Source organism: Lentzea sp. NPDC004789, assembly GCF_053601075.1.
Map to the genome: position 1 here is coordinate 332,432 of NZ_JBSGBE010000004.1, position 17,941 is coordinate 350,372.

The window sequence follows — 17,941 nt, forward strand, 5'->3', positions numbered from 1 at the left end:
GGCAGGTCGACCCGCGGCCGCGCTGCCTGAGGTGTTGACGGTCTGGGCTTCCGGGTGGGCTCGGGGAAGCTCCACCTGGCTGCCTGATGCGTTGCCCGTCAGGGCTTCGGGGGCGGCGTGGACGAGCTCGACGAGGACGACGGCGGCGGCGTGGTCGTCGAGGTCGCTGAAGAAGACGAGCTGGACGCCGGCGGCTCGGTCCACGACGTCGGCGGGTTGCTCTGCGGCTGCGAGGGCGCGGGCGGGTTCGTCGTCAGCTGCGGCGGCTGCTCGGGGGCGCCCGGCTTGGGCTGCTCGTTCGGGCGCGCGGCCTGTTTGCGCTCCGGTGCGGCCGAGGACTTGGTGGCGCTCGACGACACCGTCACCACGACCGTGCTGGTGCTGCCGTCCGGCGCGACGCTGGTGATGGTCTGCACGACGTCCGCGGCCGTGCGCTCCGGGGTGGCCTCGTGGCCGGACGCGGCGAGCATGGACGCGACGGTCGCGAACAGGGTCGCCACCACGACACCGCCCGCAGCCAGCATGACGGCCGTGCCCACGCGCTTCTTCGGCGGCGCGGCGTCGGTTGGTGACTGCGGATGATCTTCCTCGAACACACCCATCTCCTCGTGGGAAACCCGGTCGGATGGACTTGCGTTCGAGTTATCGGCGGAAACGCACCAAAGCCTCAGCGACGCCACACCTTCGTGTAGCTCTGCGTCACTTGTCGGTGACTGGCGTAACCCTAGGACGACGGATTCGTTGATGCCGGGTTCGTCGTCGTGGTGGTCGTCGTCGTGGTCGTGGTCGTCGTGGTGCTGGTTGACGTCGTGGTCGACGACGTGACGACCGGCGGCGGGTCATCGGTCGTGACGGTCGTCGTGGTGCCGTCAGGGCGCGTGATGGTGGTGACGCGCGAGTTCTTCTTCGTCGACGTGGTGGTCGACGTCGTGGTCTCCGAAGAAGAGGACGACGAGGTCAGCTCGGCCGAAGAAGAAGTGGGCGAGGACGTCGGCACGATGCTCAACGCGTCACGCACGGCCTCCTTGCGCGGTGGCTGTGGCGCGGGGGTCTCTGAGGCGTTGTCCGAGCCGGACGCCAGCGAGGCGACGGCGGCGAAGACGGTGGCCAGAACGACGCCGGACGCGGCGAGGATCATCTGCGGTGCACCGCGAAAGCGCCTGCGCGAGTCCGGTTCCGGGCTCTCGTACACGAAGTTTCCCCTGCTCAACCGTCAGTAGCCGAAGTCTTGGGTCCAGTAGTTCCCGCGGGTGTCGAGGCCGACGCCCATGGTCACGAAGCTGCAGTTCAGGATGTTCTCCCGGTGGCCCTGGGACTTCATCCAGCCGTCCATCACCGCGGCGGCCGTCGGGTAGCCCATCGCGATGTTCTCGCCGCCGGGCTTCGGGTAGCCCGCGTCCTTCATGCGCTGGTCGAAGGTCCTGCCTTCCTTCGACGAGTGCGAGAAGTAGTTCTTGGTGGCCATGTCCGTGCTGTGGGCCTGCGCGGCGGTCGTGATGCGGTCGTCGATCACGAGGGCCTTGCAGCCCTTCGCGGCGCGCTGGTCGTTCACGAGCTCCAGGACGGCCTGCTCGGGGGTCTGGCCCGTGGGCGGCTTCGGCGGGTCGGCGGGCGGCTTCGGCGCTTCGGGAGACGTCGTGGTGGTGGGAGCCGCTGACGAAGAAGAAGTGGAAGTGGGGGCCGTCGTCGTCGACGAGGTGGTGGGAGCGGACGAGGACGGCGACGCCGTGGGAGTGCCCACAACACCGGTGTGGTGGGCGGAGGTCTGTCTGTTGGGTGCGGCCGCGTTGCCTGTGCCGAACTGGTTCGCCGTGTCGGTGGTCTCCTGCTGCGCGGCGGTGGTGAAGCTGATGCCGAGAGGAGAGTTACCGGTGACGGCGAGGCCGCCGACGCCGGTTGCACCGATCAGCAGGCCGATTAAGAGGCTGCGGGCACTCACGGGTCGGCACGGTACCACTAATGGGTGATAAACCCCGAGTGCGTCTTCGATCACCTTGGGTGACTACGCAACCATTCGGGGGTGGACGTGCGACTAAACGCGTGGGTGCGAGGACGGGTTCAGGGCGTTGGTTTTCGCTGGTGGACGAGAGCCAGGGCGCTAGAACTGGGCCTGGTCGGCAGTGCTTCCAACCGGCCGGACGGACGGGTGGAGGTGGTGGCCGAGGGACCCCGCCAAAAGTGTGAACAATTGCTGAAGGCTCTCCGTTCGGGTGAAACCCCGGGTCACGTCGAATCTGTCGGTGAGCAGTGGTCGGACGCGCGGGGTGACCTGACCGGGTTCGTGGAGCGCTGAACCCTTCCGGACGAAGTGGCGTAGTAAGGGAGCGTGGACTCCGCCGAAGACGTCCTCATCCAGCTCTACGACCGCTGGCGAGGCCCGTTGCTGCACTACGTGCTGCGGCTGGTCGACGGCGACTTCCAGCAGGCGGAGGACGTCGTGCAGGAGACCTTGCTGCGCGCGTGGCGGCACTACGACGAGCTCAACCCGGACGACGCGGCACCGTGGCTCTACACGGTCGCCCGCAACCTGGTGATCTCCGGCTACCGCCGCCGCAACGCACGTGCGACCGAGGTGCCGCTCGAACCGGTGGACCTGCCGCCGGTCAGCGACCAGGTCGAACACGTGCTGCAGACGTGGCAGATCGCGTCGGCGCTGCGGGCGCTCACGCCTGAGCACCGGACGGTCGTCATCGAGCTGTACTACCGCCGCCGCACCGTCGCGGAGGCCGCCACAACGCTCGGCGTCCCGCCGGGCACGGTCAAGTCGCGCTGCTTCTACGCACTGCGGGCGCTGCGCGACGCACTGGAGGAAAGAGGGGTGACCGAGGCGTGAGCTGCCAGCACACCGTCGACGTCGGCGCCTACCTCTTCGGGTCGCTCGACCTCAAGGAGCGGTCCGCGTTCGAACGCCACCTCTCGGACTGCGCCGCGTGCCAGGCCGAGATGCTGCGGCTGGCCCCGCTGCCGGGCCTGCTCGGGCGGCTGAGCCTGGAGGACGTCGAGAACCTCGACGCCATCCCCGAGTGCCCGCCCAAGCCGAACCGACAGCGCCGCGTGCTGGTCCTGTGCGCGGCGGTCCTGGTCGTCCTCGCACTGGCCGGCGGGGTGCTGTTCCTGACGCTCCCGCCCGCGCCGACGTGGGCCGCCCAGGACGAGAAGACCGGCGTCGAGGCCAGCGTCTCGATGGTGACCAGGTCGTGGGGCACCGAGATGCGGTTCAAGTTCGACAACGTCAAGCCGGGTGCCCGGTGCAAGGTGATGGTGTTCGACCGGCAGGGACGGCGCGAGATCGGCGGCTGGTGGGGGTCGTCGCACGCCTCCTACGAGGAGATTCCCGGTTCCACGTCGTTCCGGCTCGACCAGATAGATCACCTGGAAGTGTCTGACGAAAGCGGGCTTCTGGTTACTCTCCGTCCATAGACGCGCAGGTCACGGCCTGCCTAACGCATCCCTCGCAAGCGTTTGGGTACTCTGCCCGGCGTGCATCTCAAGAGCCTGACGCTGAAGGGCTTCAAGTCCTTCGCCTCGGCTACCACGCTGCGCTTCGAGCCCGGCATCACCTGTGTGGTCGGCCCCAACGGGTCCGGCAAGTCCAACGTGCTCGACGCGCTGCGCTGGGTGATGGGCACGCAGGGTGCCAAGGACCTGCGCGGCGGCAAGATGGAGGACGTCATCTTCGCCGGCACGTCCGGCCGCGCGCCGCTCGGCCGCGCCGAGGTGACGCTGACGATCGACAACTCCGACGGCGTGCTGCCGATCGAGTACACCGAGGTGTCGATCACCCGCCGCATGTTCCGCGAGGGCGCCACCGAGTACGAGATCAACGGCAACTCGTGCCGCCTGATGGACATCCAGGAGCTGCTGTCGGACTCCGGCATCGGCCGTGAGATGCACGTGATCGTCGGTCAGGGCCAGCTCGCCGCGATCCTCGAGTCCAAACCGGAGGAACGGCGCGCGTTCGTCGAAGAGGCCGCCGGTGTCCTGAAGCACCGCAAGCGCAAGGAAAAGGCGCTGCGCAAGCTGGAGGCGATGCAGGCCAACCTGACGCGCCTCACCGACCTCACCGCAGAGCTGCGCCGCCAGCTCAAGCCGCTGGGCAAGCAGGCCGAGATCGCCCGCAGGGCGCAGGTCGTGCAGTCCGAGCTGCGGGACTCGAAGCTCCGCCTGCTCGCCGATGACCTCGTGACGCAACGGGAAGCCATCGCGCAGGAGGAGCACGACGAGGCGAAGGCCCGCGAGCGCCGCGCCGAGGTCGAGAAGTCGTTGCAGGCCGCGCAGTACCAGCAGAACGAGCTGGAGGAGCGGGTCGCCGCCGACTCGCCGAAGCTGCAGGCCGCGCAGGACACCTGGTACCGGCTGTCCGCTTTGGAGGAACGCCTCCGCGGCACGGTCCGCCTCGCCGCCGAACGCGCCCGGCACCTGTCCGCCGACGTGGACGCGCCCTCGCGCGGTCGCGACCCGGACGATCTCGAACGCGAGGCCGAGGAGACCGCCGCGATGGAGCTGGAGCTCCAGGAGGGCGTGACCGAGGCGCGCATCGCGCTCGCGGAGGCCGTGGAGACGCGGTCCGAGCTGGAGCGCATGGTGTCGCAGGCGGAGAAGGCGCACATCGCCGCCGTGCGCGCGATCGCCGACCGTCGTGAGGGCCTCGCGCGGCTCTCCGGCCAGGTGGAAGCGTTGCGCAGCAAGACGAACGCCACCGCCGAGGAGATCGAACGGCTGTCCGGCACGCTCGCCGAGGCCACCGAACGGGTCGAGCTCGCGTCGATGGAGCTGGCCGAGGCGCGCGAGATCACCGGCACCGAGGACGAGGACGACCACGGCCTCGACGAACGCCACCGGCAGGCCGTGCAGGCGCACGACGCGGCACGGCAGCGCGTCGAGGAGCTGGTGAAGGCCGAACGCACCGCGGAACGCGACATCGCGTCGTGGCGTGCGCGCGTCGACGCCCTGTCGCTCGGTCTGACCCGCAAGGACGGCGCGGGCGCGCTGCTCGCGTCGGACGTGCCCGGCCTGCTGGGTTCCGTCGCGGCACTGCTGACCGTCGAGCCGGGCTACGAGGTGGCGCTGGCCGCCGCGCTCGGACCGATCGCCGACGCCGTCGCGGTGTCCTCCGGCGACGGTGCGCTGGCCGCCCTGAAGCTGTTGAAGGAGAAGGACGCCGGACGCGCCGGCGTGCTCATCGGCTCCCACGGGTCCACTGTGGACACCTCGCAGTGGGGTCACCTCCCGCACGGCGCGCGGTGGGCGATCGACGTCGTGCACGCGCCGGAGGCGTTGCGCCCGGCACTGGCCCGTGCGCTCGACCGCCTCGTGGTGGTCGACGATCTGGACACCGCGGCACGGCTGAACGTCCGGGCCGTGACCCGTGAAGGCGACATCTTCGGCACGGACTGGGCGATCGGTGGCTCCGGCGCCCAGGGCCAGAGCGTCATCGAGGTCCAGGCCGCCGTCGACGAGGCGCAGGAAGCCCTCGCCACGGCCGAACGCGCGCTGGAGCACGCGTCGGCGGCGCTGGAGGGCGCCCGTGCCGAGCAGCAGGCCCGCCGCAAGGTGCTCGACGCGGTCAAGGAGGCCATGCAGGAGGCCAAGGTCCGCCAGGCCCGCTCCGGCGAGCGGCTGAACCGGATGGCCGCCGCGGTGCGGTCCGCGGAGGCCGAGGTCGCGCGCATCACCGAGCAGCGCGCCAAGGTCGAGCAGTCGCGCGAGGACGCCCTGCTGAAGCTGGGCGAGCTCGAAGAGCGGCTGCTGATGGCCGAGGAGGAGCAGACCCTCGACGACGAGCCGGACACCGAGCAGCGCGACCAGCTGGCCGCGGAGCTCGCCCAGGCGCGTCAGGGCGAGATGGACGCCCGGCTGGTGCAGCGCACGGCCGAGGAGCGCGCACGAGCGTTGCAGGGCAAGGCGGATGGTCTGCGCCGAGCCGCGCGCGCCGAGCGCGAGGCCCGCGAACGCCACGCCCGTGCGACGGCTCACCGTGCGCGCGGTGCCCAGGTCGCGAAGGCCGTCGTGCGCGGCGGTGAGCAGGCGCTGGAACGCATCGAGATCTCGCTGGCGCGGGCCGCCCGTGAGCGCGACCAGGCCCAGGAACGCCGGCAGCAGCACGAGCTGCTGCTGACCCAGGTGCGCAACCTGGTGCGCGAGATGTCCGGTGAGCTGGAGAAGCTCGTCGACGCCGTGCACCGCGACGAGGTCCTGCGCGCCGAGCAGCGCCTGCGCATCGAGCAGCTCGAAACGAAGATCGCCGAGGACTTCGGCATCGGTCTCGACGACCTGATCAACGAGTACGGCCCCGACCAGCCCGTGCCGCCGTCGGCCGGGGAGATGGCGGAGTACCAGGCCGCCAAGGAACGCGGCGAGCAGGTCTCCGAGCCGCAGCCCATGCCGTACGACCGGGACACGCAGGCGCGGCGCGCCAAGCGGGCCGAGCGCGACCTGTCGTTGCTGGGCAAGGTCAACCCGCTGGCGCTGGAGGAGTTCGCGGCGCTGGAGGAGCGCTACAAGTTCCTCTCCACCCAGCTGGAGGACATCAAGGACACCCGCCGCGACCTGCTCACGGTCGTGAAGGAGGTCGACGACAAGATCCTCGAGGTCTTCACGTCGGCCTACGAGGACGTGGCGCGCGAGTTCGAGATCGTCTTCAAGGTCCTGTTCCCCGGCGGCGAGGGCCGGCTGGTGTTGACCGAGCCCGAGGACATGCTGACCACCGGCATCGAGCTGGAGGCCCGTCCGCCCGGCAAGAAGGTCAAGCGCCTGTCGCTGCTCTCCGGTGGCGAGAAGTCGCTGGCCGCCGTCGCGATGCTGGTCGCGATCTTCCGCGCCCGCCCGTCACCGTTCTACGTGATGGACGAGGTCGAGGCGGCGCTGGACGACACGAACCTGCACCGGCTGATCGGCCTGTTCCAGCAGTTGCGGGACCGGTCGCAGCTGCTGATCATCACGCACCAGAAGCCGACCATGGAGATCGCGGACGCCCTGTACGGCGTCTCGATGCGCGGTGACGGCATCTCGCAGGTGATCTCGCAGCGGCTGCGCACCCGCGGTGACGAGCCGGCGAAGGTGGCGGAGGAACCCGCGGAGACCGAGCAGGAGACGGTCGAGGCCTGAGAGGGCGGTCGGAGCGGTGCCTGGGGGGCTAAGACCAACCCCGACCGCGGCCTCTACCTCGGCTGCGCCGTGCTCGGTGACCTTCCTCTCAGGGGAGGGAGGTCCCCCGTGTCCACCTCGCAGACGCAACCCGGCGCCTGAAGGGGTGAAGTCCCCCAGTTCAACCTCACCACTTCAGGCGCGCAGGGAGAACTCTGCCCCAGCGGTCTTGTAAAAACCTTGGATCGCAGGTCAACGGTGGTTTGTCAGTTCACCCTGACCCACCGCTGGTAGAACTTCTGGTTGCAGCCGATGGTCCGCACGCCGTACTCGCTCATGTCGAGACAGTGGTTGCTGCGCAGGTGCACCAGCTCGAACTCCACGGCGTTGAACGAGTTGCGCCTCCAACGCTGGTAGTTCAGGTCGTTGCACCCCCACCCGCGCACGCCGTACTCACTGGCGTCCAGGCACATCGTGGTGGCGACGTTCATGAACCTGACGGTGCCGTCGCTGTAGAAGGTCGGCGACCACTTCTGGTAGTCGCCGTTGTTGCACTGACGCGTGTGCACGCCGTCAGTGGCGTTGTAGTCCAGGCAGTAGTTGTTGAACCTGGACGTGATCACCCAGTTCGTGTCCGCGTGCGCGGCGGGCGTCAGGCCCACCATCGTCGCGATGACCGCGGCCAGTGCCGCAAGACGTCCGATCCTCACAGAACTTCCCCTCGTCGAGTTGCCGGCCGAGGGCGAGGAGTCTGTCAGCGGGGTGTTGCAAGGACCTTGTTCAGTCGCGGCGCGCGTCCAGCGCCGCTGCCTCTTCCGGCGTCGGCGCGCTGCCGCCGAGGTGCGCGGGAGCCCACCAGGCGCCCGGCTCGTTGGGGTAGCCGGCCTGCGCGGTGTCCAGCAGCTCCTGCATCCGCTTGCGCAGCAGTGCGTCGCCGGAGTCACCGGGGGAGGCCTCGAACGGCTCGCCGATGAGGATGGTGATCGGCACGTGCCGCTGGGTCAGGTTCTTGGGCCGGCCCTTGGTCCACAGGCGCTGGGTGCCCCACAGCGCCACCGGGATGAGCGGAACGCCGGCCTCGTGCGCCAGGCGGTTCGCGCCGGACTTGATGTCCTTGACCGTGAACGAGCGGCTGATGGTGGCCTCGGGGAAGATCCCGACCACCTCGCCGGTGCGGAGCGCGGACAGGGCCTGCTGGAAGGAGGCCTGGCCCGCGCTCCGGTCGACGGGGATGTGGTGCATGCCGCGCATGAGCGGGCCTGCGATCTTGTTGGCGAAGATCTCGTGCTTCGCCATGAACCGCGTGAGCCGCCCCGAAGGACGCGCACCGTAGCCCGCGAAGATGAAGTCGAGGTAGCTGACGTGGTTGGACGCCAGCACCGCTCCACCGGTGCGCGGGACGTGGTGCGCCCCCTCAACGGTGATCCGCAGGTCCAGCACCTTGAACATGAGCTTCGCTGCGGCGATCACCGGGGGATATACGCGATCCGACATGCTCCGAACGGTAGCCGGAAAAGCTACTGGCCGGTAGCGGCGCCTTCCTTGTCTCGGATGACCCTCGGCACACCCGCGAGGTCCTCGTCGTTGCAGAGCAGCTTGAGGTCGTAGTACGGGTTGCCCTTGGTGTCGTCGTAGTCCAGGTGAACTGCGATGACGTCCACGGGTTCGCCCAGCCACTCCTGCGTCTTGCGCAGCCAGGCGGCCGCGCGCTCGAGTGCGGTGGGCAGATCATCGTCACGGAATTCGACCGGCCGGTACGGAACGCCCTGGACCTGGTCCCGGTTGTTCGTCGGCAAGGGCAGGTCGACGGCCACCCCGGATTCGTTGAGATCGAGTTGGATCGTTTCCTCACTCACCGTAGAAGAGTCCCCCACCCTGACCAGCCCTGCAAGCCCGAATCTGGGTGGCGTCCACCGGTGGTGTGAGCGTCATCTCCTCAGGAACGCGATCTCACGCTTCAGCTTGGTGATCCGGTCGTGGGTGGGCATGAGCGTGCGCGACAGCGCCGCGAGCAGCTGCTCCAGCTCCACGGCCGCACCTTCGGCGTCACCTGCCCGGTAGCGCAGGTTGGCCAGCAGCTGCCTGGTCTCCAGGGTGTCGGCGTGGTCGGGGCCGAGGACGCGGACCTGGTCGCGCAGCAGTGGCTCGCAGACCGCGATGGCCCTGGTGAGCTTCGAGGCCGTCCCGAGCACCCTCGCGAGGTTCAGCCGGACGCCGAGGGTGCGGGGGTGGTCCGCGCCGTCTCGCTCGGTGTGAGTCTCGACGAGGGCCCTGAGCTCACGCGCCGCTCGTGCCAGGTCACCTCCGTGGGCGGCCACGAGGTCCTGCAGTTCCTGGACGGAGGACATCCGCGCCATTTTACCCGTCCGAAAACTCCCTCGCGTCCGACCGCCGCGGGAGCAACCATTCCTTCCATGTACGACATCCGTTTCGCCGAACCTGGCGACCTGGGCGCCACGATGGCGCTGCTGGTCCGGCTCCAGGCCGACAACGCGCACCACATCGGCTACCTCGGTGAGACAGTCGAAGAGCTCCGCGCGGAGCTCGCCGAGTTCGAGCCCAGCTGGGCCGACTGCACGGTGGTGGCCGTCGACGCCGACGACAACATCACCGGCATGCTCAGCGTGGAGATCGATCCCGAGCTGGGCCGCGCGTGGCTGCACGGACCGTTCGTCGACGTACCGGTCAACCACCCGGCGGGCAGCCGCATCTGGGACCAGACCGCCGACGCGATGTTCCGGCACGCCGCAGAGCTCCTCGCCGGCATCACCGACCTCGAGTTGTACGGGCACACCGCCCATCGACGACTGGCCGCGTTCGCCGAACGCCACGGCTTCTCCGCCGGCAAGGCGAGCGCCATTCACATACTGGACAACGGGGAGCTGCGCACGTTGTTGCTGCGGGACGCGAAGTGCCCCAGCGAACGCGAGATGCGCGTCCTGCCCACCGACAAGCACGTGCACGAAGCCGTGGCCGTGCTGCACGAGCGATGTTTCCCGCGGACCTACCTGTCGGGCAAGCAGCTCGTCGAGTCCAAACCGGAGAACCGCACGGTCGTCGTCGCGATGGACGGCGAACGCGTCATCGGGTACGCGGCGGGCAAAGCCCAACCCGAGGAGTACTACGTCGACTTCGTGGCCGTGGAACCCGATGTCCGCGGTCAGGGCGTGGGTGCCGCACTCGTCACCGAGCTGTTGTGGAAGCTCGCGGCCGAGCACGGGGCCCGACCGCAAGCAGCCGCGTCGATCTACTCGGGCAACGAGTCGTCACAGCACATGTTCGCCCGCCTAGGCTTCCGCCTGCACATCGAGCTCGTCGCGTACCGGCACACCGCTTGAGTGTCGCAATGACAACAACCCGCCCACCAGCAAGGTGACCGCCACCCCCAGGGGCGTGTTCCACCAGCCCGTCAGGGACTTCAGCTCGGCCGTCGCCTTGCCGAAGTTCACCGTCGGAGTGTTGCCGGCGAACTTGACCCCGAGGATCACGAAACCGACGACCAGCACCGTCGTCACGAACGCGATGATCGCGTCCGCCTGCGTGACGCGCTTGAAGATCAGGCCGAGGAGGAAGGCCCCGAGCAGCGCGCCGTAGGTGTAGCCGGCGATGCCGAGCGCCTGCACCACGATCGGGTCGGCCGTGGTCTTGTTCGAGGAGGCGAACAGACCCGCGCAGACGATCAGCAGTCCCGCCCACACCAGGGTCCAGATCCGGCCGTGGCGCAGGCGTTCGTCGTCGGTCATCGGGGTCTTGCGGACGCGTTCGTAGACGTCGGTGACCGTGCTGGAGGCCAAGGCGCCCAACGACGACGACAGCGCGGCCGCGAGGATGCCGGCGATCACGAAGCCGGACAGGCCGGACGGCAGCTCGCTCACGATGAAGTTGCCGAACAGCTCGTCCTTGTTGCCGAGCTTCAGGCCCTTCACCGGGTCCACGCCGTTGTAGAACGCCCACAGCATGACGCCGATGAACAAGAAGAAGGCGAACTGCAGGAACACGACCACACCGGACGCGATCAACGCCTTCTGCGCGGCCTTCACGTCCCGCGTGGCCATCAGCCGCTGCACGATCAGCTGGTCCGCGCCGTGCGAGGCCATCGACAGCAGCGCGCCGCCGAAGAACGCGGCCACGAACGGGTACGCGCCGGTCAACGGCGACGAGGTGAAGTCGAAGAGCTGGAACTTGTTCGCGTCGACGGCCTTGGAGAACCAGCCGTCCGGCAGCTTGCCCGCGAGCCACCAGATCACCACGACGCCACCGACGACGTACCAGAGCATCTGGATGGCGTCGACCCACACGACCGCGCGCACGCCGCCGAAGAAGCTGTAGAACACCATCGCGATGCCGAGCGCCACGATGATCGTCCAGTACGACGCCGTGATGCCGTACTGGGTGAGCACGAGCTTGATCGGGATGGCCGTGGCGAAGAGCCGGATGCCGTCCGCCAGCAGGCGCGTGAAGAGGAACGTCACGGACGCCGTGGCGCGCATGCCGTCGCCGTACCGCTGCCCCAGGAACGCGTACGCCGTCACGAGGTCACCGGCGACGTACTTCGGCAGCAGCACGAAGCTCACGACGATCCTGCCGACGACGTAGCCGAGCGCGAGCGTCAGGTACGTCATGCCGCCCTGCGCGGGAGTCGCCACGTAGGCGATCACCGGCACGCTCAGCACGGTCAGCGTCGACGTCTCCGCGGACACGACCGACAGGCAGACGACCCACCACGAGATGCGGCTCTCGCTCACGAAGTAGTCGGTGGACGACTTCTGCCTGCCGCCGATCCACGTGCCGAGCAACGGCATGCCGACGAGGAACAGGGCGATGATCGCGAGATCTAGTCCTGCCACTTCGGTTCCCCCACTTTCAGCTTGGTCACTGCGGTGGTGACGGGCTCGGGCAGCCTCAGCGGCCCGTTGCCGGGCGTGATGCTGCCGAGCAGCCGCGGCCCGGACGCACCGGTCGCGGACGGCGTGTTGCCCGGAACCCCGTGCCAGGTCAGGAATCCGAGCAGTGCCGCGAGGTAGGCCTCCTTGCCGTCGCGCGGCAGGCCCAGCGAGTCGCTGATCCTCAGCGGGATCGGGTCGAGCGCCTTCGTGAGCGCCTCGACCAGCACCGGGTTGCGCATGCCCCCTCCGGACGCGACGACGGTGCTCGCGTCGTGCGCGCGGCAGGCGTCCGCGATGGTGCGGGCCGTCACCTCCACGAGCGTGCGCAGCATGTCCTCGGCCGGGACCGTCGGAAACCCGTGCAGGTACTCGGCGTTGAAGTGCTCCTTGCCCGTCGACTTGGGCCAGGGCTTGGAGTAGTACGGGTCGGCGAGCAGCTTCTTGAGGACGTCTTCTCTCACGGTGCCTCTGCGCGCGAACTCACCGTTGGTGTCCTGGCGTCTTTGGCCGTTGGAGATGACTTCCATGACGGCGTCCATCAGCGCGTTGCCGGGCCCTGTGTCGTAGGCGATCGGCGGTGTGCCCGGTCTGACGACGGTGATGTTGGCGATGCCGCCGATGTTGAGCGCGACCGCGGTGTTCTCACCGGCGAGCCACAGCGCGTCGAGGGTGCTCGCGAGCGGCGCGCCCTGACCGCCGGCCGCGACGTCGCGGACCCGGAGGTCGGCGATCACGGGAACGCCGGTGCGTTCGGCGATCCACGCGGGCTGCCCGAGTTGCAGCGTGCCGAGGCAGTCGCCGTCCTGGACCTCGTGGTGGACGGTCTGGCCGAGCGAGGAGATCAGGTCCGCCGGGAGGTATCCGGCGGCGACTTCACCGAAAGCCTGCCCGAGCGACGTGTCGAAGGCGCACACTTCAGCGAGGTCCCGGGGTTTGCACAGCAGGTCCTTCGGGAACGGGTGCTCGGCGCACTGCACCGGCACGAGCTCGACGACGTCGCCGTGGATCGACAGGTCGGCGACGGCGACGTCGATGCCGTCCATCGACGTGCCGGAAATCAGTCCGATCACCCTCACGACGTGTGGTCTATTCCACACGTCGGGCGGGCGCAAGTGGTTCGGTGAAATCTTCGCCTAATTGAGCAATACATGGTTGACAGGTCACATGCGGGGCTGTGAAACCATGAGTCCCGTGTCGACTTCGTCCCTTGTCCTGATCCTCGTCGTCGTGGCGGTCGTGCTGATCGCCGCGCTGGTGACCGGCGTGGTGCTGACGCGTCGCCGTCGCATCAGCCTGACCCAGAAGGAGGAGGCACCGCGCTCCGGCGGCTACGAGGCCGCGTCGGGGATCTCCCTGGCCCAGGCCTTGCCGGAACCGGTCGAGCACCCGGTGGCCGATCGTCCTGAGGTGGACGGCCAGCCGGGCGTGGGCGACGACGCCTCCGAACCGCGCGACTCGGTGAAGCGCGGGTTCGTCGAGGTCGACCTGCCGGAGCAGGCGTCCGAGGTCGAGGAGATCGAACCGACCGCGGGTCGCCTGGAGCGGCTGCGGGGCAAGCTGTCGAAGTCGCGCAACGCTTTCGGCTCCTCGCTGCTGGGCCTGCTGGGCGCCGGCGACCTGGACGAGGACTCGTGGCAGGACGTCGAGGACACGCTGCTGATCGCCGACCTCGGTGCGGCCACCACCACCGAGATCGTCGACACGCTGCGCACGAAGATCGCGGGTTCCGCGGTGCGCACCGAGGCCGAGGCGCAGGCCCTCCTGCGGTCGGTGCTCGTGGAGGCGCTGCACCCGTCGATGGACCGCTCGTTGAAGGCGCTGCCGCATTCCGGCAAGCCCGCGGTGTTGTTGGTGGTGGGCGTCAACGGCGTCGGCAAGACCACCACCACCGGCAAGCTGGCGCGCGTGCTCGTGGCTGACGGCCGCACCGTGCTGCTGGGCGCCGCGGACACGTTCCGCGCCGCTGCTGCCGACCAGCTGGAGACCTGGGGCAAGCGCGTCGGCGCGGAGACCGTGCGCGGGCCTGAGGGCGGCGACCCGGCCTCCGTGGCGTTCGACGCGGTCAAGCGCGGCATGGACGCGGGCGTGGACACGGTGCTGATCGACACCGCCGGGCGCCTGCACACCAAGGTCGGCCTGATGGACGAGCTCGGCAAGGTGAAGCGGGTCGTCGAGAAGCAGGCCGTCGTGGACGAGGTGCTGCTCGTGCTGGACGCGACCACCGGGCAGAACGGACTCACCCAGGCCCGGGTTTTCGCCGAGCAGGTCGACATCACCGGGATCGTGCTGACCAAGCTGGACGGCACGGCCAAGGGCGGGATCGTGTTCCAGGTGCAGCGGGAACTCGGTGTGCCGGTGAAGCTGGTCGGCCTCGGCGAAGGCGCCGACCACCTGGCGCCGTTCGAACCCGGTGCCTTCGTGGACGCGCTGCTCGGCTAAGCCGTCGCGGCCTGGTCCGCCAGCCGTTTCGCCACCGCCATGACCTCCGGCAGGATGCGCGACACGGCTTCCTTGGTGAGCCGTCCTTCCGGCCCCGACACCGACACCGCGGCCAGCGTCGGGCCGCCGACGACGGGTACGGCGATGCAGCGCACGCCCAGCTCCTGTTCGGACTCGTCCAGCGCGTAGCCGCGGGCCGCGATCTCGTCGAGCGAGTCGAGGAGCTCGGACGCGTCCGTGATGGTGTTCGAGGTGTAGGCCGGCAGGCCGGTGCGGTCCAGCAGCTGGCGCACCTCGTCGCGCGGCAGCTGCGAGAGCATCGCCTTGCCCACGCCCGTGCCGTGCGGCAGCAGGCGGCGGCCCACCTCGGTGAACATGCGCATGGAGTGCTTCGAGGGCACCTGCGCCACGTAGACGACCTCGTCGCCGTCCATCACGGCGAGGTTTGCCGTTTCCTCGACGGAGTCAACCAGCTGCGAGAGGAACGGCCGCGCCCACGTGCCGTACTGGCGGGAGGCGGTCTCGCCCAGGCGGATCAGGCGGGAGCCGAGGGTGTAGCGGCGGTTGCTGTTCTGGCGCACATAGCCGAGCGTGACCAGGGTGCGGATCAGGCGGTGGATCGTGGGCAGCGGGAGGCCCGAGACCGTGGCAAGTTCGGACAGGGACGCCTCGCCTCCCGCGTCCGCCAGGCGTTCCAGCAGGTCGAAAGCCCGCTGCAGGGACTGCACGCCACCTGTGGACACGTGCGGCTCCTCTCATTGCAGTTCCGCAATGCAAAAACTATAGTCCACACAGCAAAACCGAGAGAGGTGGATCCAGGTGCAGGTCCTCACCGAAGAGGCTCTTGAGTTCGTTGCGAAGCTGCACGAGGCGCACGCGGCGCGCCGGGACGAGCTGCTCGCCCTGCGCAAGGAGCGGCGCCCTCTCGGGTTCCTGCCCGAGACCCAGCACGTGCGTGATGGGGAGTGGCGGGTGGCGGAAGCGCCGGAACCGCTGCGGGACCGCCGGGTCGAGATCACCGGGCCCACCGAGCGCAAGATGACGATCAACGCGCTCAACTCGGGGGCCAAGGTGTGGCTCGCGGATCTGGAGGACGCGAACACGCCGCACTGGGACAACGTCGTGCAGGGGCAGGTCAACCTCTACGAGGCGGCGCGCGAGACGATCGAGTACACCTCGCCGGAGGGCAAGGAGTACAAGCTCAAGGGCGGGCCGTACCCGACGATCGTGGTCCGGCCGCGCGGGTGGCACCTCGACGAGCGGAACCTCACCTTCAACGGGCGGACCGCCGTCGGTGCGCTGGTGGACTTCGGGTTGCACTTCTTCCACAACGCCGAGCTGGGCAGGCCCTACTACTACCTGCCGAAGATGGAGTCGCACCTCGAGGCGCGGCTGTGGAACGACGTCTTCACCACGGCGCAGAAGCTCAAGGGCGTGCCGTACGGGACCATTCGCGCGACGGTGCTCATCGAGACGATTCCTGCCGCGTTCCAGATGGAGGAGATCCTCTACGAGCTGCGCGACCACGCGTCCGGGCTCAACGCCGGGCGGTGGGACTACCTCTTCAGCGTCATCAAGTACTTCCGGGACGCCGGTGCGGACTACGTGCTGCCGGACCGCAACAGCGTGACGATGACGGCGCCGTTCATGCGCGCGTACACCGAGCTTTTGGTGAAGACGTGCCACAAGCGCGGGGCGTTCGCCATGGGTGGCATGGCCGCGTTCATCCCCAACCGGCGTGATCCCGAGGTCACGGAGAACGCGCTGCGCAAGGTGCGTGAGGACAAGACGCGCGAGGCGAACGACGGGTTCGACGGCTCGTGGGTCGCGCACCCGGACCTCGTGCCGATCTGCCGCGAGATCTTCGACGGGGTGCTCGGGGATCGGCCCAACCAGATCGACAAGCAGCGGCCGGAGGTCAGCGTCACGGCCGAGCAGCTGCTGGACTTCAAGTCGGCGGGTGGCGCGGCCACGCGGGCCGGGCTGGAGTCCGCCGTCGACGTCGGCGTGCGGTACATCGCGTCGTGGCTGGGCGGCAACGGGGCGGCGGCGATCCACAACCTCATGGAGGACGCGGCCACCGCGGAGATCTCGCGCAGCCAGATCTGGCAGTGGATCAACAACAAGGTCGTGCTCGACGACGGCACGCAGGTCACCGCGGACGCCGTGCGCGAGGTGCTGGCACGGGTCGGCGCCGAGCTGGAGGGGCCGCACGTCGCGGCCGCCGTCGAGCTGTTCGAGCAGGTCGCGTTGTCCGAGGACTTCGTGGACTTCCTGACGCTTCCGGCGTACGAGCGCATCTGATGTACCGGACCTCGCTGTCACCCGAGGACGTCGCGCGGGTGACCGCGCGGCTGTCCACTGTGGAACGCAGCTGGCCGGTGGGCCGTCAGCCCGTGCACACGTGCTACGTGCCCGCCGGTCGCGTCATCGCGACGACCGTCGGCGACTGGGGCCGGGAGGCGCTGGCGTCGATCGAACCGGACCTGCTGCCCGAGCTGCCGGAGGGCGTGCTCGACCGGGTGGTGGCCAAGCTCCGCCGGGAACCGGTCGAGGACCTCAGGATCGACTTCGAGGACGGCTACGGCGCGCCCGAGGACGACGTCGAGGACATGGACGCCGAGAGCACGGCGCATCTCGTGTCCAGGTGGCTGGAGGAAGGGATCGCGCCGCCGTCGTTCGGGCTGCGGATCAAGTCGTTCGACACCAGGGCGTTGCGCGAGCGCGGGCTGCGCACCCTGGACATCTTCCTGACAGCACTGGGAGAGATCCCGCCAGGTTTGGTGATCACCTTCCCGAAGGTGACATCAGTCGACCAGGTCGAGGTGTTCGGCGAGGTGCTGGACCTCTTCGGGGCAGAGCTGCGGTTCGAGATCCAGGTCGAGACCACCCAGTCCATTGTGGATCCCGAGGGACGGCTGGCGATCCCGCGGTTGATCGAGGCGGGCAGGGGCCGGGTGACAGGTCTGCACTTCGGCACCTACGACTACACGGCGGGCTGCGGGCTGTCCGCGGCGCAGCAGCACCTGGCGCACGGCGCGTGCGACTTCGCGCGGCACGTGATGCAGGTTTGCGCTGCTGGGACCGGGGTGCGGCTCTCCGACGGCTCCACCAACGTGCTTCCGGTCGGAGATCAGAAGAAGCACGGCTGGGACACGCACTACCGGTTGGTGCGGCGATCACTGGAACACGGTTTCCACCAGGGTTGGGATCTGCACCCGGTACAACTGGTGACACGTTATGCCGCCGTTTACGCCTTCTACCGCGAGGGTTTGGACGCGGACGCGGCACGGTTGAAGTCCTATGTGCAGAACGTCTCGGGAGGTGTGCTGGACGAACCGGCGACCGCCCAGGCGTTGTCGTCCTTCTTCCTCCGAGCGGTGGACTGCGGTGCGCTCGATCCGGTGGAAGTGCAGGTCGCGACAGGTCTCGACGAGTCAGCACTGAGGAGCCTCGCAACCCGTTCAGGCTGACCGGGTCATCACCCGTTCGTGTGGTTCTGTCAATGGGTGTCGAATGTTCCCGGCAAT

General features: G+C 68.9%; 18 protein-coding genes. 9 read left to right on the plus strand and 9 right to left on the minus strand.

Annotated features, from left to right (window positions below; all coding sequences use genetic code 11):
• Positions 1 to 98: 98 nt before the first annotated feature.
• Positions 99 to 596, minus strand: a complete 498-nt coding sequence (locus ACWEIJ_RS12045; RefSeq protein ID WP_449837169.1) for a hypothetical protein — start codon at positions 594 to 596, stop codon at positions 99 to 101.
• 165 nt (positions 597 to 761) lie between these two features.
• On the opposite strand from ACWEIJ_RS12045, the gene ACWEIJ_RS12050 reads away from it, so the two are divergent.
• Positions 762 to 1,220: a hypothetical protein gene (locus ACWEIJ_RS12050; protein ID WP_449837170.1), complete on the plus strand. Its 459-nt coding sequence runs from the start codon at positions 762 to 764 to the stop codon at positions 1,218 to 1,220.
• On the opposite strand, the gene ACWEIJ_RS12055 is transcribed toward ACWEIJ_RS12050, so the two are convergent.
• Complete coding sequence (locus tag ACWEIJ_RS12055; RefSeq protein WP_449837171.1) at positions 1,214 to 1,939, minus strand: CAP domain-containing protein; 726 nt, start codon at positions 1,937 to 1,939, stop codon at positions 1,214 to 1,216. The genes ACWEIJ_RS12050 and ACWEIJ_RS12055 overlap by 7 nt on opposite strands.
• Before the next feature lie 81 nt (positions 1,940 to 2,020).
• On the opposite strand from ACWEIJ_RS12055, the gene ACWEIJ_RS12060 reads away from it, so the two are divergent.
• The 4 genes from ACWEIJ_RS12060 to smc are packed head-to-tail and all read left to right on the plus strand — an operon-like array spanning position 2,021 to position 7,107.
• Positions 2,021 to 2,293, plus strand: a complete 273-nt coding sequence (locus ACWEIJ_RS12060) for an acylphosphatase (protein ID WP_449837172.1) — start codon at positions 2,021 to 2,023, stop codon at positions 2,291 to 2,293.
• 33 nt (positions 2,294 to 2,326) lie between these two features.
• Entirely contained in the window at positions 2,327 to 2,833 is a 507-nt protein-coding gene (locus ACWEIJ_RS12065) for a sigma-70 family RNA polymerase sigma factor (protein WP_355444429.1), read from the plus strand.
• Complete coding sequence (locus ACWEIJ_RS12070; protein ID WP_449837173.1) at positions 2,830 to 3,420, plus strand: anti-sigma factor family protein; 591 nt, start codon at positions 2,830 to 2,832, stop codon at positions 3,418 to 3,420. Before ACWEIJ_RS12065 ends, ACWEIJ_RS12070 begins: the two co-directional genes overlap by 4 nt.
• Positions 3,421 to 3,480: 60 nt before the next feature.
• The gene (gene smc / locus ACWEIJ_RS12075) at positions 3,481 to 7,107 is read left to right on the plus strand and encodes a chromosome segregation protein SMC (protein ID WP_449837174.1); all 3,627 of its coding nucleotides are present in this window, start codon (positions 3,481 to 3,483) and stop codon (positions 7,105 to 7,107) included.
• Positions 7,108 to 7,352: 245 nt separating this feature from the next.
• On the opposite strand, the gene ACWEIJ_RS12080 is transcribed toward smc, so the two are convergent.
• The 4 genes from ACWEIJ_RS12080 to ACWEIJ_RS12095 all read right to left on the minus strand — a co-directional run bounded on the left by ACWEIJ_RS12080 (position 7,353) and on the right by ACWEIJ_RS12095 (position 9,434).
• The gene (locus ACWEIJ_RS12080; RefSeq protein WP_449837175.1) at positions 7,353 to 7,796 is read right to left on the minus strand and encodes an RICIN domain-containing protein; all 444 of its coding nucleotides are present in this window, start codon (positions 7,794 to 7,796) and stop codon (positions 7,353 to 7,355) included.
• A gap of 70 nt (positions 7,797 to 7,866) precedes the next feature.
• Positions 7,867 to 8,580 (minus strand): lysophospholipid acyltransferase family protein, encoded by a 714-nt coding sequence (locus tag ACWEIJ_RS12085; protein WP_449837176.1) that lies wholly within the window; start codon positions 8,578 to 8,580, stop codon positions 7,867 to 7,869.
• A gap of 23 nt (positions 8,581 to 8,603) precedes the next feature.
• Complete coding sequence (locus ACWEIJ_RS12090; RefSeq protein WP_355444440.1) at positions 8,604 to 8,942, minus strand: hypothetical protein; 339 nt, start codon at positions 8,940 to 8,942, stop codon at positions 8,604 to 8,606.
• A 72-nt stretch (positions 8,943 to 9,014) separates the two neighbouring features.
• Positions 9,015 to 9,434 (minus strand): tetratricopeptide repeat protein, encoded by a 420-nt coding sequence (locus tag ACWEIJ_RS12095; protein WP_449837177.1) that lies wholly within the window; start codon positions 9,432 to 9,434, stop codon positions 9,015 to 9,017.
• A gap of 66 nt (positions 9,435 to 9,500) precedes the next feature.
• Here ACWEIJ_RS12095 and ACWEIJ_RS12100 point away from each other — a divergent pair, with 66 nt between their 5' ends.
• A complete protein-coding gene (locus ACWEIJ_RS12100; protein WP_449837178.1) occupies positions 9,501 to 10,424 on the plus strand; it encodes a GNAT family N-acetyltransferase in 924 nt (307 codons plus the stop codon).
• Here the strand turns inward: ACWEIJ_RS12100 and ACWEIJ_RS12105 are convergent.
• Together ACWEIJ_RS12105 and ACWEIJ_RS12110 are read right to left on the minus strand one after the other, a co-directional pair.
• The gene (locus ACWEIJ_RS12105; RefSeq protein WP_449837179.1) at positions 10,374 to 11,933 is read right to left on the minus strand and encodes a sodium:solute symporter; all 1,560 of its coding nucleotides are present in this window, start codon (positions 11,931 to 11,933) and stop codon (positions 10,374 to 10,376) included. The genes ACWEIJ_RS12100 and ACWEIJ_RS12105 overlap by 51 nt on opposite strands.
• Positions 11,921 to 13,042 carry an anhydro-N-acetylmuramic acid kinase gene (locus ACWEIJ_RS12110; protein WP_449837339.1) on the minus strand — a complete coding sequence of 374 codons (1,122 nt, stop codon included), beginning with the start codon at positions 13,040 to 13,042 and terminating at the stop codon, positions 11,921 to 11,923. Before ACWEIJ_RS12110 ends, ACWEIJ_RS12105 begins: the two co-directional genes overlap by 13 nt.
• 112 nt (positions 13,043 to 13,154) lie before the next feature.
• On the opposite strand from ACWEIJ_RS12110, the gene ftsY reads away from it, so the two are divergent.
• On the plus strand, positions 13,155 to 14,411 hold the full coding sequence (ftsY, locus tag ACWEIJ_RS12115; RefSeq protein ID WP_449837180.1) for a signal recognition particle-docking protein FtsY: 1,257 nt from the start codon (positions 13,155 to 13,157) through the stop codon (positions 14,409 to 14,411).
• On the opposite strand, the gene ACWEIJ_RS12120 is transcribed toward ftsY, so the two are convergent.
• Positions 14,408 to 15,154 (minus strand): IclR family transcriptional regulator, encoded by a 747-nt coding sequence (locus ACWEIJ_RS12120; RefSeq protein ID WP_449837181.1) that lies wholly within the window; start codon positions 15,152 to 15,154, stop codon positions 14,408 to 14,410. The genes ftsY and ACWEIJ_RS12120 overlap by 4 nt on opposite strands.
• 76 nt (positions 15,155 to 15,230) lie before the next feature.
• Here ACWEIJ_RS12120 and aceB point away from each other — a divergent pair, with 76 nt between their 5' ends.
• Together aceB and ACWEIJ_RS12130 are read left to right on the plus strand one after the other, a co-directional pair.
• The gene (gene aceB, locus ACWEIJ_RS12125; protein WP_355444457.1) at positions 15,231 to 16,715 is read left to right on the plus strand and encodes a malate synthase A; all 1,485 of its coding nucleotides are present in this window, start codon (positions 15,231 to 15,233) and stop codon (positions 16,713 to 16,715) included.
• Positions 16,715 to 17,884 (plus strand): DUF6986 family protein, encoded by a 1,170-nt coding sequence (locus ACWEIJ_RS12130; RefSeq protein ID WP_449837182.1) that lies wholly within the window; start codon positions 16,715 to 16,717, stop codon positions 17,882 to 17,884. The genes aceB and ACWEIJ_RS12130 overlap by 1 nt, the downstream gene beginning before the upstream one ends.
• The last annotated feature ends 57 nt before the right edge of the window (positions 17,885 to 17,941 follow it).